General features: G+C 69.1%; 15 protein-coding genes. 5 read left to right on the plus strand and 10 right to left on the minus strand.

Annotation, left to right across the window (positions count from 1 at the left end; translation table 11 throughout):
• Window positions 1–138 precede the first annotated feature (138 nt).
• Both H0X90_RS16055 and H0X90_RS16060 read right to left on the minus strand, forming a co-directional pair.
• Window positions 139–1,503, minus strand: a complete 1,365-nt coding sequence (locus tag H0X90_RS16055; RefSeq protein WP_077189896.1) for a flagellar hook-length control protein FliK — start codon at window positions 1,501–1,503, stop codon at window positions 139–141.
• A gap of 92 nt (window positions 1,504–1,595) precedes the next feature.
• A complete protein-coding gene (locus tag H0X90_RS16060; protein WP_006481660.1) occupies window positions 1,596–2,294 on the minus strand; it encodes an MgtC/SapB family protein in 699 nt (232 codons plus the stop codon).
• A 115-nt stretch (window positions 2,295–2,409) separates the two neighbouring features.
• Between H0X90_RS16060 and H0X90_RS16065 the strand changes: the two genes are divergently transcribed.
• Window positions 2,410–3,519: an AGE family epimerase/isomerase gene (locus tag H0X90_RS16065; RefSeq protein ID WP_043204485.1), complete on the plus strand. Its 1,110-nt coding sequence runs from the start codon at window positions 2,410–2,412 to the stop codon at window positions 3,517–3,519.
• Here the strand turns inward: H0X90_RS16065 and H0X90_RS16070 are convergent.
• Window positions 3,492–5,111: a methyl-accepting chemotaxis protein gene (locus tag H0X90_RS16070; RefSeq protein WP_006481657.1), complete on the minus strand. Its 1,620-nt coding sequence runs from the start codon at window positions 5,109–5,111 to the stop codon at window positions 3,492–3,494. The genes H0X90_RS16065 and H0X90_RS16070 overlap by 28 nt on opposite strands.
• A gap of 281 nt (window positions 5,112–5,392) precedes the next feature.
• On the opposite strand from H0X90_RS16070, the gene H0X90_RS16075 reads away from it, so the two are divergent.
• Entirely contained in the window at window positions 5,393–5,836 is a 444-nt protein-coding gene (locus tag H0X90_RS16075) for a PaaI family thioesterase (RefSeq protein ID WP_006480333.1), read from the plus strand.
• A 58-nt stretch (window positions 5,837–5,894) separates the two neighbouring features.
• Here the strand turns inward: H0X90_RS16075 and H0X90_RS16080 are convergent, their stop codons facing one another.
• From H0X90_RS16080 to prpB, 5 genes are all read right to left on the minus strand, one after another.
• Window positions 5,895–6,947 (minus strand): CaiB/BaiF CoA-transferase family protein, encoded by a 1,053-nt coding sequence (locus H0X90_RS16080; RefSeq protein WP_077189895.1) that lies wholly within the window; start codon window positions 6,945–6,947, stop codon window positions 5,895–5,897.
• A 291-nt stretch (window positions 6,948–7,238) separates the two neighbouring features.
• Window positions 7,239–8,429 carry a 2-methylaconitate cis-trans isomerase PrpF gene (prpF, locus tag H0X90_RS16085; protein ID WP_034203171.1) on the minus strand — a complete coding sequence of 397 codons (1,191 nt, stop codon included), beginning with the start codon at window positions 8,427–8,429 and terminating at the stop codon, window positions 7,239–7,241.
• 24 nt (window positions 8,430–8,453) lie between these two features.
• Window positions 8,454–11,048, minus strand: a complete 2,595-nt coding sequence (gene acnD / locus H0X90_RS16090; RefSeq protein WP_006481668.1) for a Fe/S-dependent 2-methylisocitrate dehydratase AcnD — start codon at window positions 11,046–11,048, stop codon at window positions 8,454–8,456.
• Window positions 11,049–11,133: 85 nt separating this feature from the next.
• On the minus strand, window positions 11,134–12,306 hold the full coding sequence (prpC, locus tag H0X90_RS16095) for a 2-methylcitrate synthase (RefSeq protein ID WP_006491569.1): 1,173 nt from the start codon (window positions 12,304–12,306) through the stop codon (window positions 11,134–11,136).
• A 40-nt stretch (window positions 12,307–12,346) separates the two neighbouring features.
• On the minus strand, window positions 12,347–13,240 hold the full coding sequence (gene prpB / locus H0X90_RS16100; protein WP_006481649.1) for a methylisocitrate lyase: 894 nt from the start codon (window positions 13,238–13,240) through the stop codon (window positions 12,347–12,349).
• A gap of 170 nt (window positions 13,241–13,410) precedes the next feature.
• Here prpB and prpR point away from each other — a divergent pair, with 170 nt between their 5' ends.
• On the plus strand, window positions 13,411–15,399 hold the full coding sequence (gene prpR, locus H0X90_RS16105; RefSeq protein WP_077189894.1) for a propionate catabolism operon regulatory protein PrpR: 1,989 nt from the start codon (window positions 13,411–13,413) through the stop codon (window positions 15,397–15,399).
• A 15-nt stretch (window positions 15,400–15,414) separates the two neighbouring features.
• Here the strand turns inward: prpR and H0X90_RS16110 are convergent, their stop codons facing one another.
• Window positions 15,415–16,044, minus strand: a complete 630-nt coding sequence (locus tag H0X90_RS16110; protein WP_227739730.1) for an ABATE domain-containing protein — start codon at window positions 16,042–16,044, stop codon at window positions 15,415–15,417.
• A 122-nt stretch (window positions 16,045–16,166) separates the two neighbouring features.
• On the opposite strand from H0X90_RS16110, the gene H0X90_RS36035 reads away from it, so the two are divergent.
• Together H0X90_RS36035 and H0X90_RS16115 are read left to right on the plus strand one after the other, a co-directional pair.
• Window positions 16,167–16,292 (plus strand): hypothetical protein, encoded by a 126-nt coding sequence (locus H0X90_RS36035; protein ID WP_006494357.1) that lies wholly within the window; start codon window positions 16,167–16,169, stop codon window positions 16,290–16,292.
• Between the two features lie 29 nt (window positions 16,293–16,321).
• Window positions 16,322–16,705, plus strand: a complete 384-nt coding sequence (locus H0X90_RS16115; protein ID WP_058902418.1) for a VOC family protein — start codon at window positions 16,322–16,324, stop codon at window positions 16,703–16,705.
• Window positions 16,706–16,892: 187 nt separating this feature from the next.
• Here H0X90_RS16115 and H0X90_RS16120 read toward each other — a convergent pair whose 3' ends face one another.
• Window positions 16,893–17,741, minus strand: coding sequence for an ureidoglycolate lyase (locus H0X90_RS16120; protein ID WP_034203167.1), 849 nt, complete (start codon window positions 17,739–17,741; stop codon window positions 16,893–16,895).
• Window positions 17,742–17,920 lie beyond the last annotated feature (179 nt).

The raw sequence follows: 17,920 nt of genomic DNA on the forward strand, positions 1-17,920 counted from the left end.
AGATGACCTCCATTCTAAGGGTTTTCCCTTAACTCTGCCAGTGCGCTGCATCGGTTTGCCGCACGCACGCGACAGCCGCGCGTCGGTGCGAAACGGCGATCCTTGCTGCGCCGGGCTTCCGGGATAGGGTCGAAACGATTAACGCGTGCGGCGGACCCGCTTTGCGACGGCCGCCTCGCGGTTCGCGTTGCGTTGCAGCCGGTCGACTTGCGACAGCAGCGCTTCGTGGTGCTCCTCGAGCGTCATCAGCGTGGCCTGCTGCGTCGACAGGTCGGCCGCGAGACGATCGATCCGTTGCTGCTTGGTGGCGACGTCCTGCTTCAGATGCGCGATCTGCCGCGTTTGCAGCACCAGCGCGACGAGCCCCGCCAGCACGACGACGGCCAGCGCGAGCAGCAAGCGGTTGACGCGGCGCATCTCGCGATCGGCCGCGCGGGTCAGGCCGTCGACGTCGGCCTGCAGCGCGGCGAGCCGGTCGGTCAGCGGGCGCAGGTGGGTGTCCGGATCGAAGGCCGGCGCGGCCGGTTGCGTACGCTCGGACGATGGCCTGGTCACGAACGACGCGACGGATGCCACCGGCTGTGCAACCGGCGACGGCGAAGCGTCGGGCTGCGCCGCTGCGTCGCGAGGCTTCGCGAATGGCGTGGCGATGACCGGTTCGGGCGGCTGTGCGGACGGTGCCTGCGTCTGCGGCTCGGCCGGCGCAGCCGGGACCGACGGCGGGTTCGAATCGACCGCTTCCGGCTTCGAATCGACGCTCGGCGCAACCGGCACGGCCGGCGTCGCCGCCGCTTCGTTGGCACCGGCAGCCGCCCGGCGTTTGCCGCCCGACGACGCGCGGCGTTCCTTCGCGGCATCACCGGAAGATTTCCCTTCGCGGGATTTGACGACCGCCGCCTCGACTGCAGGCTGCGCGGCTTCGGCGTCTGCTGCTTGCGATTCGACCGTCCGCGCCGCAACGCCATCGGCGGCTTGCAGCTTCGTCGCCGCCTTCGCGGCACCGTCGATCACGGGACCATCGATCTTCGTGGCGGCGCCAGCGCCCGCGGGCAAATCGGCGGCCTGCGCTGCAAGACGCTCTGCGGATGCGCTGTAGACGTTCGCGGCCGTCCCGCCTTCAGGCGTCGAAACGGCCTCGACCGCCGCAACCGTCGCCGCCGCACTCTCCGCTTCCGCACGCGTTGCCACGGCCGCATCCGCTGGCGGACTGAACCCGTCCAGCATGGCCTGTCGACCGTCGTCGACACCGGCTGCCGCATCGCCCTCCACGCTCGCTTCATCGTGCGCCGCCACCGGCATGCGCTCGCCCGGCTCGAGCACCGGATCGCCGAACAGGTCGAGCGTCCGTTCGTCGCGCGGCGCGTCGCCGGCCGGCGCGCTGCCGGATCGTGCCGTCGCCCGGGCGGACGTGCTGCCTGCGGCAGCGGCCGAGCGCTGGCGCGAACGGGCCGACGAACGGGTGGAACGGGAGCGGGAGCGAGGCGTGGAAACGGATTCGGTCATGGAAATCGGATGGCGGGGCCCGCAAGCGCGGACCCGGATGTCGAACGGAATCGGTGATCGGCCATTGTCGCACGCCCCGCAACCGATTCACGCTATTCGTCGCCCGACAGCCCGTTCCCGCCGTCGAAACGCGTGACGCCCGGCAGCGCGCGCAGCTTGTCGCAGATCGCCTTGTATTCGAGTTCCGACACGCGCGCCAGCGCGATGCGCACCTCGTCCTGCTCGCCCGTGTCGTCCGCGCGCTGCACGATGAACTGCTTCACGCGCGCACTGTCGGGGCCGAGCGCCGCATGCAGCGAATCGAACGTCAGCGTGCCGCCGGCCACCGTCAACGCGAGCTGGCGCCGCTGGCGCACCGTGAAATAGCGCCGCTCCAGCGGCTTGATGCCGGCCAGGATGATCAGGATGATGATGGTCGCCGAAATGGACGCGACATAGAGCCCGCCGCCCACCGCCAGGCCGATCGCGGCGACCGACCACAGGCTCGCGGCCGTCGTCAGCCCGCGCACGATCTCGCCGCGCAGCAGGATCGAGCCCGCGCCGAGGAAACCGATGCCCGACACGACCTGCGCGGCGATCCGCGACGGATCGAGCACGACGTGGTCGCTGGTGCCGAGCACGTCGGCGAAACCGAACGCCGACACGATCATGATCAGGGTCGAGCCGACGCACACCAGCATGTGCGTGCGCAGGCCGGCCGCCCACGACAGGCGCTCGCGCTCGAAGCCGATGACGCTGCCGAGCGCCGCCGCGAGAACGAGCCGCATCACGAGTTCCAGGTTGCTGAGCATCCTATTTCTCTCCTTTTTTTGGTGCCGGCCGCGCGGAATGTTTTATCCTTGGCCCCGGCCGCGCCGATTCTCCGGGCCGCGCCGACACGTTTCGATCCAAGCGCTCAACCCCGCCATGTCCGTTTCCGACTCCGCTTCCGCCCAGGCCGCCCAGCTGCGCCACCATTTCGCGCACGTCGTCTTGCCGATCTGGCGGGGTTCAGGGTTCGACCCAGCATTGCAACTGCCGTTCGAGGCCGTCGATCCGGCCACCCATGCGCCGCTGCCCGTGACCCGTTATCGCGCAATGGCGTGCGCAAGGCAACTGTTCGTGTTCGCGCAGGCCGGCGACACCGCGCACGCGGCCACGCTGTTCGACGCGCTGTGCCGGCACTTTCGCGACCCGCGCCACGGCGGCTGGATCTACAGCGTCGACGCGCAGGGCGCGCCGCTCGATACGACCAAGGATCTCTATACGCATGCGTTCATCGTGTTCGCATGCGCCGCGTGGCATGCGGCGTCGGGCGACGCCGCCGCGCGCACGGTGGCCGAAGCAACCGCCGCGCTGATCCAGGACCGCTTCGCGCCGCGCCCCGGCGACGCGCTGCTCGATGCCGCGCGCCACGCCGATTTCTCGTCGTCCGGCAGCGGCGCGCTGCAGAATCCGCTGATGCATCTGACCGAAGCGTGGCTCGCGGCCGCCGATGCGTTCGGCGATACCGCGTTCGACGATGCGCTCGCGCGCACCGCGCAGGCCGTCGAGCGCACGTTCGTCGATGCGGCGACCGGCTGCGTGGCCGAGCTGCCGCTCGGCGCGGCCGACAACCGTTTCGAGCCCGGCCATCAGTTCGAGTGGTTCTATCTGGTGGATGCGGCCGGTGCGCGGCTCGCGCGGACCGGGCTGCCCGCCGCGCTGTCGCGCGCGTTCGCGTTCGCCGAGCAGTACGGCGTCGATCCGCGGACGGGCGGCGTGTGCGCGGCGCTCGACGCGCACGGCGCATGCATCGACGGCACGCAGCGGATCTGGGCGCAGACCGAATACCTGCGCGCGCTGGCGACGCACGGCGGCACGCCGGCCTCCGCGCCGCTCGCGCGGCAGATCGAGCGGTTCGCCGCGCGCTTCCTGCATCCGCGCGGCTGGTTCGAGTGCAAGACGGCGGACGGGCAGGTGTCGCGCGCCGACATGCCGTCGACGACGCCCTACCACCTCGCGACCGCCTACGCGGCGCTGCCGACCGGCGCGTAACCCGCCGCGGCGAACGACGGCGCCGCGCGCTCGCCATGCGCGGCGCGCCCGTCGCCCAGTTCGAACACCGACACCGCCTGCATCAGGTGCGCGGTCTGGTCGTTCAGCGACGCGGCGGCCGCCGCGACTTCCTCGACCAGCGCCGCGTTCTGCTGCGTGAGCTGATCCATCTGCGTGACGGCCTGGTTCACCTGCTCGATCCCGACGCTCTGCTCGACCGACGCCGCGGTTATCTCCGACATCGTCTGCACGACCCGCGTGATCGACGCCGACACCGTGCGCATCGCGTCGCCGGCGCGCTCGACGAGCGCCGCACCGCCGTTGATCTGCGCGACCGAATCCTCGATCAACGCCTTGATCTCCTTCGCCGATTGCGCGCTGCGCTGCGCGAGCGAACGCACTTCGCCCGCGACCACCGCGAAGCCGCGCCCCTGTTCGCCGGCCCGCGCGGCCTCGACCGCCGCGTTCAGCGCGAGGATGTTGGTCTGGAACGCGATGCCGTCGATCACCGAGATGATCTCCGCGATCCGCCCCGAACTCTGCGCGATGCCGCGCATCCGGTCGATCACGCTGTCGACCACGCCGCCGCCGTGGCTCGTCGCTTCGAGCGCCGCGTCGGCCAGCGCGCTCGCCGCGCGGGCGCTGTCGGTGTTCTGCCGGACCGTCGCGGTCAGTTCCTCCATGCTCGCGGCGGTTTCCTCGAGCGACGCGGCCTGTGTGCCCGTGCGCGCCGACAGGTCGGCGTTGCCGCCCGCGATCTCGCCCGCGCCGAGGTGAATCGCGTCGGACGCCTGGCGCACCGTGCGCACGGTGCCCGCGATGCTCGTCTGCATCGCGGCGAGGCCGCGCAGCATCCGGTCGATCTCGAACACGCCGCCCGCCTGCACGGCTTCGTCGAGACGGCCTTGCGCGATCCGCTCGAAATGGCGGCCGGCCTGCTCCAGCGGCGCGACGACCGCGCGCCGCGCGGCCGCGTAGATCGCCGCGCTCGCCGCGAGCATCGCCACCAGCAGCACGATGCCGACCGACTTGAACCACAGCATGCCGCCGTCGATGGTGTCGAGCGCCGCGCGGCTCGACGTGCCGCCATAGTCGGTGAAGCGATGCAGCTCGGCGATGTACGCGTCCTGGAAGCCCTGGGTCGGCTGGTCGAGGAACGCCTGGATGTTGTCGGCGTCGAGGAACTGCACGAGTTCGCCCAGCGCGCCGCGCAGCGCGCGATAGCGCTCGGTGAGCGCCGCGACGCGCGCGCGGTTGGTGTCGTCGACCGCCTGCGCGGCCGTCAGTACGGCGAACGCCTTGTCCGCTTGCGCGAGCGACGTGCCCGCGTGGCGGATGATGTCTTCGGGCTTCGGCCCGCCGCGCACCATCCGCGTGCCGGCACGCGACAGGTTGATGCGCGCGTCGAGCAGTTGCTCGGTCGCCCGGCTGGCCGCGTCGACCTGCGCGATCGCGACATTCGACAGATCGTCGACGCCGCTGCGCGTCGACGTGAGCGCCCAGAAGCCGAGCGCTTCGATCGCGAACAGGAAGAGACAGAACACGGTCAACACGCCGAGCAGACCCGACGCGAGCTTGATTTTTCCGAACATGGGGGATTCCTGGAGAGCGGACGATGAGGCGATGCCCCGGCATTAGCGGCATTTCTTCGTCGGACTTTAGGCGGAATCAGCGGCAACGCAGGTCAAGTGCGCGCTTCGCTCGCGCATTCGCGTCGAATCGCCCGCAAACGCGGAGATCTTGTGTATTCGACGCAATAATCGCGTTGCATCGCGCCGGGATTTGCACGAAACGCGGACGAATTTCCTTGCTTATCCGGAGCCCCCTTCCTAGAGTTCAGCGCAAGCGGGCACTCATTTCGAAGGAAAGTTCGATGACCGACATCACGGACCACGCGCGCGGCGCATTGCGCGCGCAGCCGTTCAGCATGCTGCTGGGCACGGAGCTGATGCACATCGGCGACAACGAAGTGTCGCTGTGCCTGCCCGTGCGCGAGGAATTGCGGCAGCAGCACGGTTTCGTGCACGGCGGCGTCATCAGCTATCTCGCGGACAACGCGCTGACGTTCGCCGGCGCGCTCGTGCTCGGCCCGCGCGTGATCACCGCCGAATACAAGATCAACTATCTGCGGCCGGCCGTGAACGGCACGCTCGTCGCCCGCGCGAAGCTCGTCTACGCTGGCCGGCACCAGGCGACCTGCCAGTGCCATGTGTTCGTCATCGACGGCGATCACGAGCGGCTCGTCGCGATCGCGCAAGGCACGATCAACCGCGTCGGCGACGGCAAGATGCCGGATGCGCCGGTGGAAACGGCGTGAGAACGGCCTGAACGGCCGGCGCCCAATATCGCGGCCGCCTGGCGCCCAAGTCGCGCCGCTAGGCCGCGTCGTCCCCCACCAGCGGCAAAAACCGCGGCGCCACCCGCGCCCGCACGTTCCCGTGCTCATCCGTCCGATAGATCCCGCGCGCCGCGTTGTGCGGGTGCACGGCCGCGTCGGCCACGCTCAGCACCGGCGCGAAACACGCATCGGTGCCTTCGAGCAGCGCGCGCCAGTGCGCGGACGGCTGCCGCGCGAACACGTCCGCGAAACGCGCCTTCAGCGCGGGCCAGCGCGCCCGGTCGTACTGCGACGCGGGATCGACGTCGGTCAGCCCGAGCCGTTCGACCAGCAGCGCATAGAACGGCGGTTCGAGCGCGCCGATCGTCACGCATTCGCCGTCCGCGCAGCGATACACGTCGTAGAACGGCGCGTCGTGGAACAGGCTCGGCTGCGCGCCGTCGAGCTGGCCGTTCGCGCGCGCCCACAGCGCGAGCGAACCGAGCATCGACACGATGTCGACGATCGCGCCGTCGACCACCCGCCCCGGGCCGCCGCCGCGCACGTCGAGCAATGCGCAGACGATGCCGAACGCGAGCCCGAGCGCGCCGCCCGCATCGCCGACGACCGTCGGCGGCACGCCGGGCCGACCGTCGCGCGGCGCGGACAGCGACAGCAGCCCGGTCAGCGCGACGTAGTTCAGGTCGTGCCCGGCCGCGGCTGCCAGCGGTCCATCCTGGCCCCAGCCGGTCATGCGCCCGTAGACCAGCGTCGGATTGCGGCGCGCGCAAACGTCGGGCCCGAGGCCCAGCCGCTCCATCACGCCGGGCCGCAAGCCCTCGATGAGCGCATCGGCTTGCGCGATCAGATCGAGCGCGGCGTCACGCCCGGCCGGCGCCTTCAGGTCGAGTTCGACGATCGTCTTGCCTTCGCGCAGCAGATCGCCGTCGCGAGCCCGCAGCGCGTCCGGCGCGCTGGTTCGGCCGGACGGGCGCGCGATCAGCGTGATGCGCGCGCCCATGCCGGCGAGCATCCAGCCCGCGAGCGGGCCGGGGCCGAGCCCTTCGAATTCGACGATGTGGATGCCGGCAAGCGGCGCGGCGAGTGACATGCGATTCTCCTGTCGATCAGCGCTAGCGCTTTAGCGCTTACGCCGACCCCATGCTTCGCGGTCGGCCAGCGTTGGCGCGTTGGCGCGTTGGCGCGTTGGCGCTGACGCCAATTCCATGCTGCGCTATCGGCCGCCGTCCGCGCTTCGTGACGGACTCAGGTCCGGCGCCTTGCGTGCCGGATTGCCTCCGTCACGCATACGCGAAACAAAAAATCCCTGCGCAGCAGGTCCGCCGCGCAGGGATCGCTCAAGGGTCGGCGGCGCCGGTTTGCACGCGCTACCCGCCGAGCATCAGAACGCATCCCCCGGCACCCGCACCCAGCCTTCCATCAACACGCGCGCGCTGCGGCTCATGATCGCCTTCGTGACGGTCCACTCGCCGTTCTCGCGCCGCGCTTCCGCGCCGACGCGCAGCGTGCCCGACGGATGGCCGAAGCGCACCGCGTGGCGTTCGCCGCCGCCCGCCGCGAGATTGACGAGCGTGCCGGGGATCGCCGCGGCCGTGCCGATCGCGACCGCCGCCGTGCCCATCATCGCGTGGTGCAGCTTGCCCATCGACATCGCGCGCACCAGCAGGTCGACATCGCCCGCGTTCACGCGCTTGCCGCTCGACGCGACGTAGTCGGCCGGCTTCGCGACGAACGCGATCTTCGGCGTGTGCTGCCGCGTCGCGATTTCGTCGAGCGTGTCGATCAGGCCCATCCGCAATGCGCCGTGCGCACGGATCGTCTCGAATTTGTCGAGAGCCTTCGGGTCGCCGTTGATCGCGTCCTGCAGCTCCGTGCCCGTGTAGCCGATCGCTTCCGCGTCGACGAAGATCGTCGGGATGCCTGCGTTGATCATCGTCGCCTTCAGCGTGCCGATGCCCGGCACCGCGAGATCGTCGACGAGGTTGCCGGTCGGGAACATCGCGCCGCCCGCGCCTTCTTCCTCGGCGGCCGGGTCCATGAATTCGAGCTGCACCTCGGCGGCCGGGAACGTGACGCCGTCCAGCTCGAAGTCGCCCGTCTCCTGCACCGCGCCGTTCGTGATCGGCACATGGGCGATGATCGTCTTGCCGATGTTCGCCTGCCAGATCCGCACGGTCGCGACGCCATCGCGCGGCACGCGCGCCGGATCCACCAGCCCGCCGCTGATCGCGAACGGGCCGACCGCCGCCGACAGGTTGCCGCAGTTGCCGGTCCAGTCGACGAACGCGCGGTCGATCGCGACCTGACCGAACAGGTAGTCGACGTCGTGCCCCGGCCGCGTGCTCTTCGACACGATCACCGTCTTGCTGGTGGACGACGTCGCGCCGCCCATCCCGTCGATCTGCTTGCCGTACGGATCGGGGCTGCCGATCACGCGCAGCAGCAGCGCGTCGCGCGCGGCGCCCGGCGTCTGCGCGGCGTCCGGCAGATCTTGCAGCCGGAAGAACACGCCCTTGCTGGTGCCGCCGCGCATGTAGGTCGCGGGAATCCTGATTTGAGGAATATGAGCCATGTCTGTGTTCTCAATGTGCGCCGGTCAGGCTGCCTGCGACGATTCGAGGAAGTCCTGCGCGAACCGCTGCAGCACGCCGCCCGCTTCGTAGATCGACACTTCCTCGGCCGTATCGAGCCGGCACGTCATCGGCACCTCGACGCGTTCGCCGTTCCTGCGATGAATCACGAGCGTGAGATCGGCGCGCGGCGTGCGCTCGCCGATCACGTCGAAGGTCTCGGTGCCGTCGATGCCGAGCGTCGTCCGGTTGGTGCCCGGCTTGAACTCGAGCGGCAGCACGCCCATCCCGATCAGGTTCGTGCGGTGGATGCGCTCGAAGCCTTCGGCGGCGATCGCCTCGACGCCCGCGAGCCGCACGCCCTTCGCGGCCCAGTCGCGCGACGAGCCCTGGCCGTAGTCGGCGCCGGCCACGACGATCAGCGGCTGCTTGCGATTCATGTACGTCTCGATCGCTTCCCACATCCGCATGACCTTGCCTTCCGGCTCGACGCGAGCGAGCGAGCCCTTCTTCACCGCGCCGTCGACGACCGCCATCTCGTTGACGAGCGTCGGGTTCGCGAAGGTCGCGCGCTGCGCGGTCAGGTGGTCTCCCCGGTGCGTCGCGTACGAGTTGAAGTCTTCTTCCGGCAGGCCCATCTTCGCGAGGTACTCGCCGGCCGCGCTGTTCGGCAGGATCGCGTTCGACGGCGACAGGTGGTCGGTCGTGATGTTGTCGCCGAGCACCGCCAGCGGGCGCATGCCCTTCAGCGTGCGCTCGCCGGCCAGCGCGCCTTCCCAGTACGGCGGACGGCGGATGTACGTGCTCTGCGCGCGCCAGTCGTACAGCGGCGCCGCGCGCTCGCCCGCATCGGCGCTGCGCGCGAACATCGGCTCGTAGACCTTGCGGAACTGCTCGGGCTTCACGCTCGACGCGACGATCGCGTCGATCTCCTCGTCGGTCGGCCAGATGTCCTTCAGCGTGACGGGCTGGCCGTCCGGATCGTGGCCGAGCACGTCACGCTCGATGTCGAAGCGGATCGTACCGGCGATCGCATACGCGACCACGAGCGGCGGCGATGCGAGGAACGCCTGCTTCGCATACGGGTGAATGCGGCCGTCGAAGTTGCGGTTGCCGGACAGCACGGCCGTCGCGTACAGGTCGCGATCGACGATCTCCTGCTGGATCTTCGGATCGAGCGCGCCCGACATCCCGTTGCAGGTCGTGCACGCGAACGCGACGATGCCGAAGCCGAGCTTCTCGAGTTCGGGCAGCAGGTTCGCCTCTTCCAGATACAGCTCGACCGCCTTCGAGCCGGGCGCGAGCGAGCTCTTCACCCACGGCTTGCGCGTGAGGCCCTTCGCGTTCGCGTTGCGTGCGAGCAAGGCGGCGGCGATCACGTTGCGCGGGTTGCTGGTGTTCGTGCAGCTCGTGATCGCGGCGATGATCACCGCGCCGTCGGGCATCTCGCCCGGCTTCTCTTCCCACTGGCCGGCGATGCCGCGCGCGGCGAGATCCGACGTCGGCAGCCGCTTGTGCGGGTTCGACGGGCCGGCCATGTTGCGCACGACGCTCGACAGGTCGAACGTCAGCGTGCGCTCGTACTGCGCGTTCGCGAGCGTATCGGCCCACAGGCCCGCTGCCTTCGCGTAGGTCTCGACCAGCTTCACCTGCTCGTCGCTGCGGCCGGTGAGGCGCAGGTAGTCGATCGTCTGGCCATCGATGAAGAACATCGCGGCCGTAGCTCCATATTCGGGCGCCATGTTCGAGATCGTCGCGCGATCGCCGAGCGTGAGGCTCGCCGCGCCTTCGCCGCGGAATTCCAGGTACGCGCCGACCACTTTTTCCTTGCGCAGGAACTCGGTCAGCGCGAGCACCACGTCGGTCGCGGTGATGCCGGGCTGACGCTTGCCGGTCAGCTCGACGCCGACGATGTCGGGCAGGCGCATCCACGACGCGCGGCCGAGCATCACGTTCTCGGCTTCGAGCCCGCCGACGCCGATCGCAATCACGCCGAGCGCGTCGACGTGCGGCGTGTGGCTGTCGGTGCCGACGCAGGTGTCCGGGAACGCGACGCCATCCTGCGCCTGGATCACCGGCGACATCTTCTCGAGGTTGATCTGGTGCATGATGCCGTTGCCCGGCGGGATCACGTCGACGTTCTCGAACGCCTTCTTCGTCCACTCGATGAAGTGGAAGCGATCCTCGTTGCGGCGATCCTCGATCGCGCGGTTCTTCGCGAACGCGTCCGGATCGAAGCCGCCGCATTCGACGGCGAGCGAGTGGTCGACGATCAGCTGCACCGGCACGACCGGGTTCACCTTCGCCGGGTCGCCGCCGCCGTCCGCGATCGCGTCGCGCAGGCCGGCGAGATCGACGAGCGCCGTCTGCCCGAGGATGTCGTGGCACACCACGCGCGCCGGGAACCACGGGAAATCGCGTTCACGCTTGCGCTCGATGATCTGCTTCAGCGAATCGGCGAGGATCGCCGGATCGCAGCGGCGCACGAGGTTTTCGGCAAGCACGCGCGACGTGTACGGCAGCGTGTCGTACGCGCCGGGCGCGATCGCGTCGACCGCGGCACGCGCGTCGAAATAGTCCAGCGACGTGCCGGGCAGGGGTTTGCGGTTGGCGGTATTCATGATGTGGGGCGGAAATCTGGGTATGACGTTCCGCGCGCGCCGGCGGCCCGCATCCTCACGGGCGCCGGCACGCGCGGCGGGCGTTTCAGCGCTTCTCGATCGGCACGAACTGCAGGTCTTCCGGGCCCGTGTAGTTCGCGCTCGGGCGGATGATCTTGTTGTCGATGCGTTGCTCGATGATGTGCGCGCTCCAGCCGGACGTACGCGAGATCACGAACAGCGGCGTGAACATCGCGGTCGGCACGCCCATCATGTGATACGACACGGCGCTGAACCAGTCGAGGTTCGGGAACATCTTTTTCGCGTCCCACATCACCGATTCGAGGCGCTCGGCGATGTCGTACAGCTTCAGGTCGCCCGCTTCCTTCGACAGCTTGTGCGCGACGCCCTTGATCACCTTGTTGCGCGGATCGGAGATCGTATAGACCGGGTGACCGAAGCCGATCACCACTTCCTTGTTCTCGACGCGGCGGCGGATGTCGGCTTCGGCGTCGTCAGGCGAGCTGTAGCGGCTCTGGATTTCGTACGCGACTTCGTTCGCGCCGCCGTGCTTCGGCCCGCGCAGCGCGCCGATCGCGCCGGTGATCGCCGAGTAGATGTCCGAGCCCGTGCCCGCGATCACGCGCCCCGTGAACGTCGATGCGTTGAATTCGTGCTCCGCGTACAGGATCAGCGACGTGTGCATCGCCTCGACCCACGACTTCGACGGCGTCTTGCCGTGCAGCAGGTGCAGGAAGTGGCCGCCGATCGAGTCGTCGTCGGTTTCCGTCTCGATGCGCTTGCCGTTGTGCGAGAAGTGATACCAGTACAGCAGCATCGAGCCGAGCGACGCCATCAGGCGGTCGGCGATGTCGCGCGCTCCCGGCAGGTTGTGGTCGTCCTTTTCCGGCAGCACGGTGCCGAGCACCGACACGCCGGTGCGCATCACGTCCATCGGATGCGCCGACGCCGGAATCTGCTCGAGCGCGGCCTTCAGCGCGCTCGGCAGGCCGCGCAGCGCGCGCAGCTTGGTCTTGTACGCAGCCAGTTCGGTCAGGTTCGGCAGCGTGCCGTGCACCAGCAGGTGCGCGATTTCCTCGAATTCGCACGATTCGGCGACGTCGAGAATGTCGTAGCCGCGATAGTGCAGGTCGTTGCCGGTCTTGCCGACCGTGCACAGCGCGGTGTTGCCGGCCGTCACGCCCGACAGCGCCACCGACTTCTTCGGCTTGAATGCGCCTGCGGCGGCCGGTGCTGCTGCGTCTTTCGTCTCGCTCATGTTTTGTTTCTCCAATGGGTATCGGGGGATGCGGGCCGCGTTACTTCTTGCCCTGCGCGAACAGTTCGTCGAGCTTGCGCTCGTATTCGTGATAGCCGAGGAAGTCGTACAGCTCGGCGCGCGTCTGCATCGTCGGCACGGCCGCCTTCTGCGTGCCGTCGCGGCGCAGCGTTTCGTAGAAGTTCAGCGCGGCCTTGTTCATCGCGCGATACGCGCCGCAGCAGTACAGCGCGATGTCGACGTTCGCCTCGCGCAGTTCGTCGACGGTGAACAGCGGCGTCGAGCCGAATTCGGTCAGGTTCGCGAGGATCGGCACCTTCACGGCGGCCTTGAAGCGGCGGTAGTCGTCGAGCGTCTTCATCGCTTCCGGGAAGATCATGTCCGCGCCGGCTTCGACGTACGCGACCGCGCGCTCGATCGCCGAGTCGATCCCTTCCGCGGCGGCCGCGTCGGTGCGCGCCATGATCACGAACTGGTCGTCGGTACGCGCATCGACCGCGGCCTTCACGCGATCGACCATTTCGTCGATCGGCACGACTTCCTTGCCAGGACGGTGGCCGCAACGCTTCTGGCCGACCTGGTCCTCGAGGTGCACGGCCGCGACGCCGGCGTTGATGAACGAGCGGACCGTGCGCGCGATGTTGAATGCACCGCCCCAGCCCGTGTCGATGTCGACCAGCAGCGGCAGGTCGGTCGCGTTGGTGATCCGGTTCGCGTCGATCAGCACGTCTTCCATCGTGCTGATGCCGAGGTCGGGGATGCCGAGCGAGTTCGCGGCGACGCCGCCGCCCGACAGGTACACGGCCTTGAAGCCGACGGCCTGCGCCATCTTGGCCGCGTACGCGGTGATCGCGCCGACCACCTGCAGCGGCTGCTCGGCCGCGACTGCCGCGCGGAACTTCGCGCCGGCGCTCTGAAGATGCGTATTGCTCATGAACGGCCTCCTGATGGAATGCCCGATAACAGCAAGGACCGGGCCAGCTTGCGAAACGTCGCTAACCCACTGATTCTTAAGCACCCGCCCCGGGCGAGGCGGCGCCGGAATATTTCAATTCGGCAATTTCGTGTTTCAAAAATGAAATCGCGCGCGCATAATCGGCGGTCATGGACCTCTCTTCGACCAAGCCCGTCGGCCCGGCCGACCGCACGGTGCGTCCGCGCATCTGGGCAATGGGCATCAGCCGCCTGCGCGACCTGTTTCGCGAGATCGCCGGCGAGTTCGACGAACGCGCCGACGTGCGCATCGTGACGCGCGCCTATGAGGATGCGCTCGGCGCGATCGCCGAGGCTGGCACCGCGCGGCCCGACGTGATCGTCGCGGCCGGCTCGAACGGCGGCTTCCTGAAAACGCGTGCGCAGGTGCCGGTGGTGGTCGTGTCGCCGACCGGCTTCGACGTGATGCAGGCGCTCGCGCGCGCGCGACGCGACGCGACGCGGATCGCGCTCGTCAGCGCCGGCGAAACGCCGCCCGAAGTGCGTCGCTTCGTCGCCGCGTACGGCCTCGACGTGCAGTTTGCGTCATATCAGTCCGCGCAGGAAGCGGAAGCCTGCGTGCACGACCTGCGCGATCGCGGCATCGAGACGATCGTCGGCCCCGGCCTCGTCACCGATCTCGCGGCCAGCGCCGGCATGGGTGCGGTGTTCCTGTATTCGCACGCGTCGGTGCGCAAGGCCGTCGAGACGGCGCTCGAAGTCGCGTATGCGACGCACGCCGAGGCATTCCGCCGCCAGCGGCTCGACACGCTGCTGCAGCATCTGCGTGACGGTGTGGTCGCGCTGGACGCGCACGGCCGCGTCGAGGCGATCAACGAACGGCTCGCGTCGGCGCTCGGGGTCGAACCCGCGGCGGCCGTCGGCCGCGCGCTCGTCGACCTGCGGCCCGAACTGCGCACACTGCGCGGCGAGGACGGCGACGCGCTCGCGACCGTGCGCGGCGTGCGCTACGTCGTGCATCGCGGGCCGCTGGTCGATCGCGGCGTCACGTCGGGCAGCGTGCTGACGTTCCAGGAATCGCGCGCGGTCGAACGGCTCGATCGCGCGCTGCGTTCGCAACCGACCACGCAGCAGTTCGCGGCCCGCTATGCGCTCGACGACGTGGTCGGCGCCTCGGCGCCGATGACGCGCGTACGCGAGCTCGTGCGCCGCTATGCGAAATCCGACGCGACCGTGCTCGTGCTCGGCGAAAGCGGCACCGGCAAGGAAATGATTGCGCAGAGCCTGCATGCGCTGTCCGCGCGGCGCAGCTATCCGTTCGTCGCGGTCAACTGCGGCGCGTTTCCGGAAGCGCTGCTCGAGAGCGAACTGTTCGGCTATGAGGAAGGCGCATTCACCGGCGCGCGGCGCGGTGGCAAGACCGGCCTGTTCGAGGCCGCGCATCGCGGCACGCTGTTTCTCGACGAAATCGGTGAGATGCCGCCGTCGCTGCAGAGCCGGCTGCTGCGCGTGCTGCAGGAACGCGAGGTGATCCGCCTCGGCTCGACCGAGCCGATCCGCATCGACGTGCGCGTGATCGCCGCGACGCACCGGCCGTTGCTCGCGGCCGTCGAGGCCGGCACGTTCCGCGCGGATCTCTATTACCGGCTCAACATCCTGAACGTCGGCCTGCCGCCGCTGCGCGAACGCGCGGCCGACATTCCCGCGCTCGCGGCGACACTGCTCGTGCAGGCCGCGCGGCGCGAGCCGCGTCTCGCCGAACGCGTGCGCGACACCGACGACGCGCTGCGCGTGCTCGGCGCGACGCAAGCGACGCTCGCGCGCTACCGCTGGCCGGGCAACGTGCGCGAGTTGCAGAACGTGGTCGAGCGGATCGCGGTGGAGCTGGCCGAGGACGTCGACGAGAGCGATCCGGACGCCGCGTGTGCGGCGCTCGCCCCCGGCGCGCTGCAGGTGATCGCGCCCGAGCTGTTCGCCGCGCCGCCCGACGTCGGTGGGGGCGCCGACGACGATGGACAAACGCTCCACGCACGCCGCCGTCGCGCGGAAGCCGACGAGATCCGCGCGGTACTCGACGCGTGCGGCGGCGACCGCGATCGCGCCTGCGCGATGCTCGGCATCAGCAAGACGACGCTGTGGCGCAAGCTGTCGGCGAAATAGGTTCGGGCCGCCCCGTCATTCGGCCTTGTGATAGTGGCGATACGCCTTCGCGCGATTGCCGCACGACGACATCGAGCACCAGCGTCGGCTGCCGTTCTTGCTGTCGTCGATGAACAGCCACTGGCATGCATCGTTCGCGCAGCGCTTGACCTTCGCGAGCCGCGCGCCGCCGAGCAGGTCGATCGCCGACCACAGCACCGGACTCAGCAGCCCCGCGAGCGTCGCACCTGACGCATCGATCCGCCACGCGTAGCGGCCGTCGACGCGCGCCAGCGCAACGCGCGGCGACGCTTCCGCCAGAAAGCCGCCGAGCAGCGCGAGATCGTCGGGCTGTGGCTCGCGCTGCTCCGCTTGCGCGTGAAAGAGCCGGTAGAGCGCCTCGCGCAATGCGAGCGCCTGCGCGAGCATCGGAGGCTCGTCATTCTTCTTCGGGTTCAGATATTGCTCACGACACGCGTCGACCAGCCCGGCCGGTACGCCGGCCTGCTCGCGGCACCACGCGAGCAGGTCGTCCAGCGCGCCGAAGGTTTCCGTCGGCGGATCGCTGCCGCGCCAGTACAGCGTGTTCGCGAAATCGAGGCTCAACGTCTCGGGCGGCGCCGGGATCAGGCAGTCGATCGCGACGGAAGGTTGCGTTTTTCTCATGACGCGATCGTATCTAACCACCATGCCGGTTGACAAGCGCCGGAGCGATTTCTAACATAACCGGCATGGTGGTTAAAAACAGGTTGCTGCACCGACGCTCCCTTCAATCCAAGGAGACACAGATGATCGATCGCTTTTCGTTCAGCGTTATCCACACCGTCGCCGGCCGCACGTACGAGGCGAGTACGCTCGGCGCGCTTCGCTGCAAGCGGCTGGCATGGTGCCTCCAGGCAGGTTTGCCGTTCTGACGTCCCCCTCAGTTCAAGGAGAACCACAGATGATCGATCACCTTTCATTCGGCGTTGCACACGTTGGCCGCAGCCGCACCTTCTACGACAGCACGCTCGGCGCACTCGGCTACAAGCGTCTGTATAGCGACGACAACGCGATCGGGTACGGCACGACCGAGCCCGAGCTCTGGTTGCAGCACGCGGCTCGCCCGGTCGCCGCCGATCCCGATTCGGGGTTGCACCTGTCGTTCAAGGCCGCGTCGCCGGTCGAGGTCGATGCGTTCTACCGCGCCGCGCTCGAGCACGGCGGCAAGGACAACGGCGGCCCCGGCAAGCGCGAGCACTACGGCCCGGGCTACTACGCGGCGTTCGTCGTCGACCCCGACGGATATCGGCTCGAAGCGCATTGCGAACTGGACAACGTGGTCTGATCCGCTTCGCACCGCCGCGGACATACGACAAGGGCCCGATTCCGCATCGCGCGGAATCGGGCCCCTGGTTCGAGCTGCCTCGTCGTTCGGGGCGCGCCGCTCGCCGCCGGCATTCATGCCGACGTGGCGGGCAGCATGGCCAGCGCGGGTGGCTGCGTCCTCCAGCCGGCCCGCGTCGCTCACGCGCTCATTGCGCGTGGCGCGTGCTCTGCAACTGCTCGCCGAGCCCGTCGATCCCGAGGCGCACCATCTGGCCGGCCTTCAGGAATACCGGCGACGGCTTGATCCCCATGCCGACGCCCGGTGGCGTACCGGTCGTGATTACGTCGCCCGGCTGCAGCGTCATGCAGGTCGACAGATACGCGATCAGCTGCGCGACGGTGAACACCATCGTGCGCGTGTTGCCGTTCTGATAACGGTGGCCGTCGATTTCGAGCCACAGGTCGAGACGCTGCGGATCGGGCACCTCGTCGCGCGTGACGAGCCACGGGCCGATCGGGCCGAACGTATCGAAACCCTTGCCCTTGTCCCATTGGCCGCCGCGCTCGATCTGCCATTCGCGCTCGGACACGTCGTTGACGACGCAGTAGCCCGCGACGTAATCGAGCGCGCGCGCTTCGTCGACGTCCTTGCACTTCGCGCCGATCACGACGCCCAGTTCGACTTCCCAGTCGGTCTTGACCGACCCCTTCGGGATGTCGATGCCGTCGTTCGGGCCGCAGATCGAGCTCGTCCACTTGCCGAATACGACCGGCTCCTTCGGCACCGGCATGCCGGCTTCGGCTGCATGGTCGGCATAGTTCAGGCCGATGCCGATGAACTTGCCGACGTGGCCGACGCACGCGCCGATGCGCGGCTCGCCCGACACGAGCGGCAGCGTGGCCGGATCGATCGCGCGCAGCCGCGCGAGACCCGCGTCGGACAGCACCTCGCCGGCAAGATCCGGCACATGCGCGGACAGGTCGCGAATCCGGCCGGCCGCGTCGAGGATGCCGGGCTTTTCCTGGCCGGACGGGCCGTAGCGAAGCAGTTTCATCGTGCTTAACCTCTGTTGTCGAATGGGACAGGATACCGGCCGACGCGGCCTTTCGCAGCCGCGCGCCGGACTGATTGTCGATCGTCGATTGCACGCGTCGGCGCCGCATGCGGGATGCCGTCGACGCGCGAGGGTCGCGCGGGCGCAGCGATCGCGGCGCCGTACGGAAGTACGGCGCG

This window comes from Burkholderia sp. 9775_39 (assembly GCF_015712225.1).
Lineage (GTDB): Bacteria > Pseudomonadota > Gammaproteobacteria > Burkholderiales > Burkholderiaceae > Burkholderia > Burkholderia cenocepacia.

Excerpts from the sequence above, each read along its gene's own strand:
- H0X90_RS16070 (WP_006481657.1), bottom strand. The coding sequence starts at position 5,111 with ATGTTCGGAAAAATCAAGCTCGCGTCGGGTCTGCTCGGCGTGTTGACC.
- prpF (WP_034203171.1), bottom strand. The coding sequence starts at position 8,429 with ATGGCTCATATTCCTCAAATCAGGATTCCCGCGACCTACATGCGCGGC.
- H0X90_RS16065 (WP_043204485.1), top strand. The coding sequence starts at position 2,410 with ATGTCCGTTTCCGACTCCGCTTCCGCCCAGGCCGCCCAGCTGCGCCAC.
- prpR (WP_077189894.1), top strand. The coding sequence starts at position 13,411 with ATGGACCTCTCTTCGACCAAGCCCGTCGGCCCGGCCGACCGCACGGTG.
- prpB (WP_006481649.1), bottom strand. The coding sequence starts at position 13,240 with ATGAGCAATACGCATCTTCAGAGCGCCGGCGCGAAGTTCCGCGCGGCA.
- H0X90_RS16110 (WP_227739730.1), bottom strand. The coding sequence starts at position 16,044 with ATGAGAAAAACGCAACCTTCCGTCGCGATCGACTGCCTGATCCCGGCG.
- prpC (WP_006491569.1), bottom strand. The coding sequence starts at position 12,306 with ATGAGCGAGACGAAAGACGCAGCAGCACCGGCCGCCGCAGGCGCATTC.
- H0X90_RS16120 (WP_034203167.1), bottom strand. The coding sequence starts at position 17,741 with ATGAAACTGCTTCGCTACGGCCCGTCCGGCCAGGAAAAGCCCGGCATC.
- H0X90_RS16055 (WP_077189896.1), bottom strand. The coding sequence starts at position 1,503 with ATGACCGAATCCGTTTCCACGCCTCGCTCCCGCTCCCGTTCCACCCGT.
- H0X90_RS16075 (WP_006480333.1), top strand. The coding sequence starts at position 5,393 with ATGACCGACATCACGGACCACGCGCGCGGCGCATTGCGCGCGCAGCCG.
- H0X90_RS16060 (WP_006481660.1), bottom strand. The coding sequence starts at position 2,294 with ATGCTCAGCAACCTGGAACTCGTGATGCGGCTCGTTCTCGCGGCGGCG.
- H0X90_RS36035 (WP_006494357.1), top strand. The coding sequence starts at position 16,167 with ATGATCGATCGCTTTTCGTTCAGCGTTATCCACACCGTCGCCGGCCGC.
- H0X90_RS16115 (WP_058902418.1), top strand. The coding sequence starts at position 16,322 with ATGATCGATCACCTTTCATTCGGCGTTGCACACGTTGGCCGCAGCCGC.
- acnD (WP_006481668.1), bottom strand. The coding sequence starts at position 11,048 with ATGAATACCGCCAACCGCAAACCCCTGCCCGGCACGTCGCTGGACTAT.
- H0X90_RS16080 (WP_077189895.1), bottom strand. The coding sequence starts at position 6,947 with ATGTCACTCGCCGCGCCGCTTGCCGGCATCCACATCGTCGAATTCGAA.